The organism is Cohnella soli (genome assembly GCF_042655525.1).
In the GTDB taxonomy this organism is placed as follows: Bacteria; Bacillota; Bacilli; order Paenibacillales; family Paenibacillaceae; genus Cohnella; species Cohnella soli.
In genome coordinates this window covers 464,939-477,569 of the sequence record NZ_JBHSMI010000052.1, presented here as the reverse complement: position 1 = coordinate 477,569, position 12,631 = coordinate 464,939, and the positions used below count along the sequence as shown (strand labels likewise).

7 protein-coding genes are annotated in these 12,631 nt (G+C 52.4%); 1 reads left to right on the top strand and 6 read right to left on the bottom strand.

The genetic code is table 11. From position 1 onward, the window contains the following. Position 1: 1 nt before the first annotated feature. A complete protein-coding gene (locus ACFPOF_RS26100) occupies positions 2 to 865 on the bottom strand; it encodes a helix-turn-helix domain-containing protein (protein ID WP_378138229.1) in 864 nt (287 codons plus the stop codon). A gap of 120 nt (positions 866 to 985) precedes the next feature. Between ACFPOF_RS26100 and ACFPOF_RS26095 the strand changes: the two genes are divergently transcribed. After that, positions 986 to 1,933: a phytanoyl-CoA dioxygenase family protein gene (locus ACFPOF_RS26095; protein ID WP_378138227.1), complete on the top strand. Its 948-nt coding sequence runs from the start codon at positions 986 to 988 to the stop codon at positions 1,931 to 1,933. Positions 1,934 to 2,142: 209 nt separating this feature from the next. Here ACFPOF_RS26095 and ACFPOF_RS26090 read toward each other — a convergent pair whose 3' ends face one another. The 5 genes from ACFPOF_RS26090 to ACFPOF_RS26070 are packed head-to-tail and all read right to left on the bottom strand — an operon-like array spanning position 2,143 to position 12,602. Further along, entirely contained in the window at positions 2,143 to 3,198 is a 1,056-nt protein-coding gene (locus ACFPOF_RS26090; RefSeq protein WP_378138225.1) for an SGNH/GDSL hydrolase family protein, read from the bottom strand. Continuing rightward, on the bottom strand, positions 3,199 to 5,559 hold the full coding sequence (locus ACFPOF_RS26085; protein ID WP_378138223.1) for a hypothetical protein: 2,361 nt from the start codon (positions 5,557 to 5,559) through the stop codon (positions 3,199 to 3,201). Continuing rightward, positions 5,556 to 6,968: a Sapep family Mn(2+)-dependent dipeptidase gene (locus tag ACFPOF_RS26080; protein ID WP_378138221.1), complete on the bottom strand. Its 1,413-nt coding sequence runs from the start codon at positions 6,966 to 6,968 to the stop codon at positions 5,556 to 5,558. Before ACFPOF_RS26080 ends, ACFPOF_RS26085 begins: the two co-directional genes overlap by 4 nt. Before the next feature lie 27 nt (positions 6,969 to 6,995). Next, positions 6,996 to 9,899 carry a glycoside hydrolase family 2 protein gene (locus ACFPOF_RS26075; RefSeq protein WP_378138219.1) on the bottom strand — a complete coding sequence of 968 codons (2,904 nt, stop codon included), beginning with the start codon at positions 9,897 to 9,899 and terminating at the stop codon, positions 6,996 to 6,998. Positions 9,900 to 9,911: 12 nt separating this feature from the next. After that, a complete protein-coding gene (locus ACFPOF_RS26070) occupies positions 9,912 to 12,602 on the bottom strand; it encodes an alpha-L-rhamnosidase (protein WP_378138217.1) in 2,691 nt (896 codons plus the stop codon). Between the last annotated feature and the right edge of the window lie 29 nt (positions 12,603 to 12,631).

The following is a 12,631-nucleotide window of genomic DNA, read 5'->3' as shown; positions in this document are numbered from 1 at the left end:
GTTATAGAAAACGGCTTTTTTTGCGGTAAGCGCCAGGCTGCATGCCCGAATGCTTTTTGAACCATTTACAGAAATGATGCACGCTCCCGAACTTCATCCGCTCGGCGATCGCGGTGGAGCTAAGCCCTTCCTCTTCGAGCAGTTGTTGGGCTTGGGCCAATCTCGCCTGGTTATGAAAGTCGCGCGGAGAAAGACCGAAAACTTGCTTAAATAAACGGGAAACATAATCGTGGCTAAAAGCCAACCCGTCCGTCAACCACTCGGCCTGATAGCTCTCAATTGTGTTGCGCTCCAGAGTTTCTTTTACGCGAATTATTCTTTTGTCCAGCGGTATGGCCGAGACAGGTTTATCGATGACCCACCGTGCGACTTTGGCCACTAATTCGGTGATCAGTCCTCTTAACATCAGAGCACCCATCGTCCGATTGCCCCGATACTCCTCGACCAACCGTTCGAAGAAAGGCAGCGGCCAAGAGCCCGTCTCCATCCTCGCGGGAAACTGGATGGGGACAACGGGTTCTTTTTTTTCGAAGCTATCCCAATCTACGTTACGAATCATACTCAGAACATCGTCAAGACCTGAATGTTCCGCGTAACCGAAGTGCAATCCGTACAGAACGAGCGGATCGTCCTCGCTCGAGCAGAACCAATGCGGCTGCCCGGGACCGTAGGTGAACAAACAGCCGGGATAAACGCGGAAGTTCTGGCCGCCAATTCGTGCGTTGCCTTTGCCGCTCCTCACGTAAATCCATTGGTAGTCCCCGATCGTTCGCGGTCCGAAAGATTCGCCTGGACGACCCACCCATCGATTCGCGAAATGTACGACCGGCTGCGCGTTTGCGATTGCCGTGATGAACGCCTCCAATCGCGCTTCCCTCCCTCCACTTCATTCCGGTAAATGACAAACTTTTGCGCTAACATCTAAATGATTTTGGCGCTTCTGATGCTATGATCATAACAAATACGAGAGGAGGAAACACATGCAATGAATGCGGCAATGGACAATGATCGGAAACCCGTCAATGGCAGCTTCACAGATTCCAGCCCGCTTCTAAGCCAACCTGATCAATTGCGCGCCAGAGCAAACGAAGATGGCGTTCTTTTCTTCAAAAATCTTCTCCCTCGAGCTCGCGTGCTTGAAGTTCGCCGCGGGATCTTGAGCATTCTGGACAGTTTCGGTGTGATGAATCCGCAATACCCGCTCATGGACGGAATGGCCGACATCGAAGCCGTCAATCGGTACTCCACGGAAGAGCTGCAATGGAACGGCGTAGGCGTCACCTTGGAAATGTATCGACGGATTCAGCAGTTGGAATCGTTTCATGCTCTGGCTCATTCTCCGGAAATCTTGGCGATGTTCTCCGCCCTGTTCGACGAAACGCCGTTTCCGCATCCGCGGAATATCGGCCGGATCATGCTCCCTCATCACGACGCGAGAATCACGCCCTCGCATCAGGATTTCCTTCATATACAAGGCTCGTCCAATACCTGGACCTGCTGGATGCCGCTTGGCGATGTTTCGAGAAAATTGGGCGGCTTAGCCGTGCTGAAAGGAAGCCATCAGGCTGGGCTGCTCGGCGTAACGAGCAACGCGGGAGCCGGAGGATTGGAATCGATCCTATGCGGACTCGATTATGACTGGCAGACGACTGATTATGAGGCCGGAGACGTGCTCGTCTTTCATTGCCACACCGTTCACAAATCGACGCCCAACCAAATCCCGGGTCAGATTCGACTTTCATGCGATTATCGCTATCAACCGGTAAGCCATGTCATTGAGCCTTCTTCATTGAAACCCCATGGCCCGTATGAATGGGATGAACTGTATGAGGGCTGGGCCAATGAGGATCTGAAGTATTATTGGGAGAACCAACAATTTCAATTAACGGAATTCGACCATTCCATCCGATGGCAGAAAGAAAAAATATGCTAGGGCGTGCCTGAATACTCCGATGGGAGCAGATATTGCCGAATTTTCGTTCCATGCAAGGAACTTTTGAGAAGGCGTACCGGGGGTACGTCGAGCAAAAGTAACGCAGCAGGGGGCGAAAAGGCGGTGATGGATGCCCCTGAGCGAGTGTTCAGACACGCCTTGATGACCAGAAGCTGCGAACCGAACTTTCGGGATCGCAGCTTCTGTTTTTACTTCAAGATCGATTTCAGTATCGGCGTTAGCCGGTCTGCGATCCGCATAAACCCAAGATCGGTCGGATGGACGCCGTCTACCGTGCATTCGTTCCAGAGATCCCCCGTCAACACGGCCCCGTCGTAAAATTCGATGAAACGATCGCCCCGGTTCCGAAGTTCCTCGACGAATCCTCTCTGGTAATCCCGTCTCGCGATTCTGTCTTGTCGAGATGAAGTCAGAAGATGTTCATATCCGTAAGGAATCCGCGAGAGAACGAGAATTGGCACTTCGGCATGCTTGCTTCGCAAAATACGAATAAATTCGGGCATCGTGCGGATCAGGTTGTCGATATTCGGGTTGTTGGCGTCATAATCAATGACGAAGCAGCCCGGATTGTCGATCTCGTTCATAAACGTCGCGATTTCCGGGTCGCCTATGCCGTTGCCGGAGAAGCCCAAATTGATAAATTCCCGGTCGAATCTGCGACTCAGAATGTTGGTGTACGACATCCCCGGCCGCGATGCGCAGCCTCCCTGCGTAATCGACGTCCCGTATAGCACAACCTTGCGATCCGATGCATACGCCGGAAACTCGCATATGTCGGCATCTGCGTTCACCCCGATTTGCACCTCATGAACACCTTGGCACAAAGGGAAATTCAACGTGACGCAACGCATCGCCGCTTCCTGATTTTTGAAGAACACATACTCGTAATGATCGGCATCGTGCGGGAATCTCGTCGTCCCGAAGTACTGCTGCTCCCCTGGCGCTCCCAAATAACAGTCGAACCCGCCGACGGCCGTCCCCGTAATATGCTCATCCCGGTTAGGCGCAAATAACTTGACGCGAATAGCGAGCTTCGAGGCGTTTGTTTGAAAACGGATTTGTCCGCCTGTCGTATGATTCGCTATCTCGTCCAGCGCTTCGCGAATCGCGCCGGGCGCGACGGACGGTAGCCGGCGATACTTACGCTCCTTCCCCCACCAGGCGAATCCGGCGATCTGAAAAGGAGGTTCATCGGGCGATAGCCACTTTAGTTCTTCTTGCTCACGAACGGGTTGTTGTTCCAACTAAGCCATCCCCTTTTCTTCTGTCAACCACGCGATCAATTTCAGTTCCTGTTGAGGGTTCGGTAGGTGCAGCTTATCGCCGTTAAAGGTTCCATTCCACTCCAGCTCTTGACCATCTCCGGTCAACATTTGAACCTTTCGGATTTGGTAGCCGCCTTTTAAGATGAGCGTTACCTCAATTTCTTGGATCCCTACCGGAGGTTGAATCTCAATGTTCACCGTTTGGAGCGAACTTCTCGTCACCGTAAAAGAAAGCTCTCCGAGATAGGTCTCTACCCGGTTCACTTCGATCCGCTTTCCGATCTCCAGCCATTCAGCCGGCGCGCAAGGCAGCAGCTTCAGCGCGCGATCCTCCAAGAGATAAAGCGAATTCAGAATCATCTCCATGACGCGGCCATTTCCACTTCCATTAGGCTGCCAAGGCGAGAGCCACGGCAGTTGCGGACAGAAGCGTTCCTGAACATGATGGGTGTCCAGTGTAGTGGAGAACGCCATCGTCGAATAGAAATAGCGCAACGCCTTCTCCCGTTCTCCGCGCAAGCTCCACACGCGATGCCAGATCCGTTCCGAATGGTTGACGTAATATAAATCGACCGCCGAGCCCGCATATTGCTCCTGAAGTTTCCCAAGCTGTGCATCTTCCATTTCAGGCAATTTTACCGCGAACAAGTCGCTCATGGAGAAATGATTGCGCATACCATACTCGATTTCCGGGATGATCGGATCATCGGCTCTTAGAAGCCCCGTGTTCAGCAGGCTGACAGGCCCATCTATTGCATATACGCCTCTCTTTACTCCTGGCGTCGTATACACTTCGTTGGATATCCAGCGAATATGCTCGTCGGACGGATGCGGATAAGTCGCCTGCCGAACCGCCGCTTCCAAACATTCCCGGTAATCCAAAGCTGCTTCCGCGTATTTCGCCGCGTCCGGATGCCCCCAATCCTTCAATGCGAGAGCCATCAGGTGCAAGCCTTGCCACGTATAAGCGTCCGAGAAGAAGAAGTGACCTCTATCCGGCCAATCGTGAACGCGTCCTTTCGGCAACAAGCCGTAGTGCGCCACTTTCGTACCGTCTTCTTGGACGATTTTGGTCGCACCCCTTTCTCTTTCGATCCATTCGCACGCTTGAACAATCGCCGGCAGATGCTCGCCGAACCACAATTTATCCTTCGTCGTCAAATAATAATCCGCAAGCAGCCCTAGCACGGACCCCGTCTCGCACATCCAGAAAATATGCGCGCGAAACGATCCCTGCGGGGATACGATGTCCCCATCAGGGCCTTTGCTGCCGGCCTGCGTGCTCATAAAATATTGCAATGTTTTTTTGACCGTATCCCCGTAACCAAGACGGTTCAGCATTTTCAAATAAACAGCTACTTCCCAGGAATACACGACTGTATATTCGTTAAAACCGCCTTGTCCGGGTAATGCCGATCCATCCGCTCTTTCTGCGATCAGCTGCAAGGAGTTGGTTTGGGCCGTATCGAAAATCGCCTGAATGATCGGTTCCGGCACTTGAATGCTTGCTTTCCCCGTTAACGCCTGGTTCCATATTTGCCTGCAACAATCCATTGCCGTTTCTTCATCTAAGAAGTTTTCATTCCGAACGGAAGCAAATTCATTCATTCTTCCGGTAAACGTATCGAAAATTTCGATATGGATTTCCTTGGTCTCGCCCGGAGCAAGCTCCATATTAAACTTAAGAATATTGGCGAATTCACCGGCTCGTGCCGCATACTCCGCTCTCGTGCCGGACGATGCGCCGTACCGTAGGATGGTAACGCCCTGCTGATCGAGGAGAAACCCGTTTAAAGAATCGTTTGCCCGATGCTCAAGCTCCATCCCTTTTAACCATGGCGCAACGACCTGGTCATAAGGGACATAATCTTCATTGATATCTACGTAAAAGTTTTCATGTTTGTCTTCGACGCTCGCGAAGTACCAATCCCCCGATCTCGTGAGATTCGGATGCAAATTGGTAATCGATAGATAGAGATGGACGCGCGTGCCGCCATCCGGCTCCTTCACGGTCAAGCTCGTCATTCGATGGTCAAAGCCGGATTGCGCCAGCGACGAGAATAAGATCGGCTCCTTTGGGGACAAGTACCCTTGCTCCACCTTGCGAAAATCGAAAAATTGCGGATTCCCGCCCGCCTGCGCGCCGAGAAGAAAGCCGTGGCCTCTTCGTAGTTGTCCTTTCCGTGCCAGAGCATCCTTGATTATCAGTGTTAGATCCGGTCTAACTTCGACCAACGAATCGGCCAAAGGCGGATGAATATAAACTCTTTTGGAGCGGGTTCTGGGATACCGCCCGGAAACTTGTGACCAATTGGGTTCATGCTGACGGGTAAACATCATGAAAGCTCATCTCCTAATGACAACTCATAGATCGCCTGCAAACAAATAACTCCGTGATCGATCAGATCGGAGATCGGAACGAATTCATCCGCCTGGTGCGCCCGGCCCCCGACACTCGGTCCGAAAGCAACGCCGCGATTGCGCAGCTTCTTGGCGTATGTGCCGCCGCTTATCGAAAGCAGATGGGCCGGTTGCCCCGTCACCGTCTCGTAAGCTCGGCCAAGCATGGCGATCAATGGCGCGTCGGGATCGACAAGAACAGAGGGGAGGTGCTTTGCCACTTCGACGCCGACCTGATAGGGCGAAGCCGTCTGGCCGATGCCGGCCAGAACGTCCTCTCCTTGAGCGACGACCGGATAACGGATGTTGATTACAGCTTCCATTGTCTTGTCATTCACCGCGATTTGCGCCAGATTCACCGTTAATTCCCCGTGAACGGGATGTCGGCACGCGACACCGAGCGACTCCCCCGTCGTCTCGAATCCGATCGCCTCGTACAGAAATCCGAGGAGGCTGTCCCTCTCCGGAAATTTTCCGAGCAGATCGGCCAGAAAAGCAAGCATTCGAGAAATCGCATTTACACCTAAGTCAGGTGTGGCTCCATGGGCGCTTAAACCTGAAGCTTTCAATTCGAGCATCTGCCCCTCCGGCGCTTCAACCGAGATGTAAGGATACGCTTCCGCCCTTTGAACGATGTCGGCAGCTTGCCGCTCGGCAGAATCGCCCAGTCGAAGTCGAACCAGACATTGCTCCGGCACGACATTCGGCGCAGAACCGCCTTCGAACGATACGACATCGAACACCCCTGCAGGCTCGCCGCTCAAGCGTACGCCTCTTGCGCTCGTCAATCGCAAGTCGTAGCTCCCTTTCTCCGCATGCACAATCGGATAACCCGCATCCGGAGTAAACGCATAATCGGGAACTTGCTCCCTCTCGAAGTAATAATCGAGATCGGTCATCCCGGTTTCTTCGTTCGTACCAAAAATAACCCGCAGCTTGCGACTCGGTCGGATGCCGAGATCCTTCAGCGCCTTAAGCGCGTACAGCGCGACGATTGCAGGCCCTTTGTTGTCGCAAGCGCCCCTGCCGTAAATGATGCCGTCTCTGACATCGGCGACGAACGGCGGCGAGCTCCAGCCTTCTCCCTCCGGGACCGTATCCAGGTGAACAACGATAGCCGCCAGCTCTTCGCCATCCCCATACTCGACATGTCCGGTATATCCGTCTACGTTCCGCACCGCGAACCCCATTGCGCTTCCCAAATCCAGCATGTAGCGGAGAGCTTCGTCTACGCCGCTTCCGAACGGTTGTCCTGGAGCTGGATCGGATCTCACGGATCGAATACCGATTAATCGTCGAAGATGCTCAACGATTTCTCCCTCATATTGTCTTATCGCTTCCCCGATCATGATGAACTCTCCCCCCCTAGCTATCCTTTAGATAGATTCGGTAATGATTGCTTGCGCATACTGGATCAAATTGAGAAGTAATCGGTCGGCTGCCGGATTACGATCTATTTGCCCAACAATATTCATTGCATTTAAGAAAAACCGGCCTTCATCCGTCTTATAATGAGCGATCAACAGACTTGACCCATAACCGCGTGGGATCCGATAATGCCCCGTGTTGAAACCGGCACAAATGGTTTCGTGTGGCGTATCTTGCCCTAGGAACACTTCGTGCGAAATCACGTGACCATAATAGTCAAAGTCGAGAATTCCCGGCCCTTGAAGACCTTCGAATACGGCATGCCGATTCGCCACGTTTTCCTTATGGTAGATCGATTCCCTGATGCTTTTGCACTCGCCTTTATTCGTCAGAGGCAACCAATGGATGGCCGATTCGTTGTTAATAAAAAGCTGCGGGTCTACAAAAAGGACGGTCGCTCCGTTTCCCATGCGTTTCTTCAACAGCTTCCACATCACTTCATTCGAAGAGTCGGTTGGACTTCCAACAACGATGATTTCGTTCTTCGACTCTCCCTCTTGGAGCGGTACGCAACTCAACCCGCGATTGACGAGCCATTCCTCTACAGGTTGTTCAATCCCCCAAAGCGTCACTTGTCCCATACATGAAGGATAAGCATTCGAATCAGTGAGCTGGAATTTCACCGCGCCTCCGGAAGGAGCACCGCCTCGTTCCAGATTAGCCGCAAACGTATAACTTCCTTGCGGACCTTGGATTCGGAATGTCTCTTTGATCACAGGTACCGCAAATGGCATGCTCTCCGGAATCGTAAAAGAAACGGCTTTCTCCCAAACCGTGCCCGTCGGCCCGAACACTTTGAACCGAGCGGGGTATTCCCCCGGCGCCAACACATCCTCCGTTGCCAGAACGGCTTCTACCGTAATCTCTCGGCCGCAATAACCATGCATGGAGTCCACGAACAAGCACCATCGGAGAGGGGCAAACCCGTCGCTTACCGCGTCGAACATCGTCGGCTTCCATTCGCGCCACAAGGTCCACATGCCTTCGCCGCACATGCCGTGATCGAGCATACCCGTTAAATTGTAACCGCATATGCGAGGATTAGAGCGAATCAAATCGAATCCGAACGTACGTTGGCGTGCGTTCAGCCGTTGGCTGTCGCGCAGCATGTCTTCCGGAAACGGATATGAGTCTTCCAGTCCGAGCCGTTTCCAATCCGCATACAAGCCCTCGCTTTGTTCCTGCACCCAAGAAGCATCCTCCAAGTCGCTACGGGCTCCCGCTTGCTCAAAGTGCCTCCACTCATTAATGACATTAAATAGACTGGCGATTCCGTATTCGGATAAATAAATCGGCTTCGTTTCTTTCCCCATATTGCGAAGATAGCTATTCGTTTCAGCGGATTGCGGTACTGGCGGATAAAAATGAAATTCGCCGCAGCCATCGGCGGACGGACGATCGAACTTCAGCGTCGGCGCGTCGGGAGCTTCGATCCCCCAGCAATACTCCCATGCTTCGGCGCCGGGATTGCTGGCCGAGCCGATGCTAAACCGAAAATCAAAGCGGCCGCTGTTGAGAAGCACTAACCGGGATGTGTCGTATTGACGCAGAATCGGAAGAAAGGCTACGGCCCTCTCGAAGACGGGACCGTCGTACGTTTCATTTAATAAACTCCACGCTGCGATGCACGGGTGATTACGGTCGCGTTTGATCATTTCGATGTTGCTGTGGTCATAACGCCTCCCGACTTCCTCGGAATAAGGAAGATTCGGATATTTAGGATCGCTCGTGAAATTCAAGCACCAGTTGGCCATCGTTTCTTGGAACACCAACAAACCGATTTCATCGCAAAGATCGAGTTGTTCAGGCGAAGCGACGCCGGCAATAAACCGAACCGCATTAAACCCGGCTGCTTTCAAATACAGCATATCTTTGCGGACATGATCGGAAGCTAACGGCACATTCATCGTAACGGGCGTCATATTGGCCGTGTGCGTGCTTTTCAAGAAGATTCGTTTACCGTTCAAGTAAAAGAAACCGTCGACAATCCGAAAATCCTTGAACCCGAAACGCACCGATTGTCTGTGCGGCCGTTGTCCGGCCGTATGGATCTCGATCGTCGCTTGATAAAGATAAGGATCTTCCAGTCGCCATAATCGCGGATTCGGGATCGTCAAGGTCCATTCATGTACGGACTCGCCGCTCGCCACATTCACGAAATCGCGCTCGGCCAGGATCACGTCTCCGGATCCATTCGTTCGCGTAACGGAATATTGCAAAGCGCCTTCGGTTACTGCGCCTAGGCTATTGCGCACCGTAGCCGTGATACGTACAATACCCGTATTGATTTCAGGTTGAACGAACACGTCAGTCAAATAAACGGCAGGCACCGATCTCAAATCCACGTGCTCTTTAATTCCGCCATGATTGAAATCCCCGCCTGCAGAGGGGACCTCGTTTTTGTTCCGATGCGGAACTTGACCTAGAACGATGCCGTCAATCGGCTCATTGGTCGGATTCAGTACGCGAACAGCTAACAAATTCTCGCCTTCGGCAACTAATACATCCGTAACATCGAACTCGAAGGGGGTTTCCCCTCCTTCGAATGAACCGGCATGCTGACCGTTGACCCACACATCGGCCAAGTAATCGACCGCGCCGAAACGAACAATCGAACGATCTCCAGGGGAATGAGCGCAATCGTCCTGGAAAGAAAGCCAGTACCATGCGACGCCATGGTACCCGGGAAACACTTGTTGAATGACTCCCGGAACAGGAGAAGGCCGAGCTTCGGAACGAATGTCTTCAAACCATCGTTCCTCTATCCCTTTATTCTCGCGGTCAACGAGCAACTGCCAAGTTCCATTTAATGATTGGATGTACCCTTTTTGGCTAGTTGCGAGCATTGTCATGCGTTATTCCTCCTAGTTCCCAGCCCTATTGGATTTGAACCGAGTCCGGAAACAATATTCGCCGGACCCCACCTGCAGCACTCGTCTATGTCCGACGATACCTAGATCGATGATGGACACGCCATGCCGATCATTCACCCCGTTAATTATCGACTCTCTACTCTCATACACTTGTTCTCCGTCCATGTACGGGATAAAGATATCAGCCTTCGTATTCGGAGGAATCGTCACCTGAAGCTCGGCGAAACCGTCCGTGATCGACCAACGATTGCGGATCAAACCGTAGCTGCTTTCAAATTGGCAATCTACGAAAGAGAGGCTCTCGTTCAGGAAAGGACGAATCTGAATATGTTTATAGCCCTGTGATTCGGATGACTTATCGATTCCGCCCATGTATCGATACATCCATTCCCCTACGGAGCCAAGTGCATAATGGTTGAAAGAGTTCATGCCCGGATTCTGGAACCCCTTCTCCTCGGTCCAGCCGTCCCATCGTTCCCAGATCGTCGTCGCTCCGTTGCGAATGGAGTATAGCCAGGAAGGATACGTTTCTTGAAGCAGAAGGCGATAAGCAGCTTCCTCATAGCCTGCTTCGCAGAGAACGGGCAATAAATATTTAATGCCATGAATCCCTGTCGTAATATGCCAGCCGCGCTGCTCGATATCCGCGACCAGATGAGCGGCAGCTTTCGGTCTTAGTTCTTCAGGTAGCAATTCCATGAACAGCGCCAACGCATAACCGGTCTGCGTCTCTCCCGCGATCCGTCCGTCCTCCGTTACGAAAGCTTCGATAAAACGGGAGCGAATTTGTTCGAATAATGCAGCGTACGAGATGGCTTGCTCCGTTTTCCCGACCGTTTCCGACATGGCCGCCATAAGCTTGGCACAGTAGGCAAAGTAGGCGGTTGCGAACAGCTCCATCGGCGTATTCGCGTTAAGGGATAACCAATCCCCATAATACTGAGTATCCGTACGGAGTAAGCCCGGATTCATCTTAATCAAGAATGCGATCCAGGCGGCCATCGCCTCATAATTGTCCTCGATGATCCGCCGATCTTCATAGACGCTGTACATCGTCCAAGGAATGATCACGCCTGCATCTGCCCAGCCTGCGGAAGCAACGAACGTAGCCCACTCCGAGAAGCCTTTGAGGAATGGTGCCGTATCCGTAAAAGCCCCCGTTTTCCGTTGCGCATCCACGATATCTGTCATATACTTCGCGAAAAAACCGGAAACGTCCATGTTATAAGATGCGGTGCGGGAGAAGACTTGCGCATCACCGGTCCACCCCATCCGCTCGTCCCGCTGCGGGCAATCCGTTGGAACGCTGATAAAGTTCGCGCGTTGCGTCCAGAGGATGTTGCTGAACAATTGATTAACGCCCGAATCGGAAGTGACGACCTTCCCTGTCCCCTTCATCGCATTGTGGATGACGCGTCCCGTGATTTGCGTCACTTGTACATTGGCGGAAGTGGTAATCTCCACGTATCGGAATCCGTGAAACGTAAACTTAGGTTCGTAAAGCTCTTCTTCCTCGCCTTTGAGGATATAGGTGTCCGTTTGTTTAGCCGTTCGCAGGTTATCCTTGTAGATCGAACCCTCTTCGTTCAGCACTTCCGCATATCGCAATGTAACGGTAGAGCCCTGAGCACCAATCACCTTGATTCGAACCCAGCCGACCATATTTTGACCGATGTCGATCAGCAGCGAACCGGACTCAAGCTTTCGCTCCGAGATCGGCTCCTTCTCTTCCATGACTTGGATCGGCGGGCTGACCTGGGAAGTGATCCATCCTTTGAAGTCGCCGTACACATGAGGGCTGCGCCATGCCGAATCATCGAAGCCCGCTTCATTCCACCCGCCGTGATCCAATCTGGCATCGTAGCTCTCGCCCATGAGAAAATCCGAGAACAGAATCGGCCCCTTGCTCTCTTTCCATGAAGCATCCGAGACGATTGTTCCCTCTGTTCCATCTTCGTAACGGATGTTCAGCTGCAGCATAAAACGAAGCGCCTCGCCGTACAGGTTTTTCCCATACCAAGCGATGTGGCCGCTGTACCATCCCTCTCCGAGAATACTCCCGACGGCATTCGAGCCCTCATGTAGCAAAGAGGTAACATCATAAGTTCTGTAATGCACTCTATTATGATAATCGGTCCATTCCGGAGCAAAATAGTCCTCCCCGACGCGGGTGCCATTCATACTGAGCTCGATCACGCCGAAGGCAGTCGCATAAAGCGTCGCTCTTTCAATCGGTTTTTCGATCGCGAACGATTTACGGAAGTAGCTGGCTTCCCGGTTCCCTTCCACGGGTTTGAAAACTTCGCCGATCCAATTCGCCTTCCAGTCGCTCAAGCTCAGAAGCCCCATAGACCATTCGCTGATTTCGCTCCAAACGGATGGGTTGCCTTTCGGATCCCAAACGCGGACTTTCCAATAATATCTCTCATTGGACACTAGCGGAGCCCCGTTATACGGGACGAACACGGATTGATCCGAATTCACTTTCCCCGAATCCCATACGAGCTCGGATTCATCAAGTAGCTGCTGCCGATTGGAGGCGACGAGGATCTGATAAGCGGATTGGAGAAAACCTCTCGTCTTCGTGTCGATCATCCAACTCAATCTTGGGAGCGGCGAATCGATGCCAAGCGGGTTGGTTAAGTATTCCGTCTTGAGATTCGCCGGGGTAAATCTGTTCATGGATTTCGCCTCCAATGGAATCAATCAGC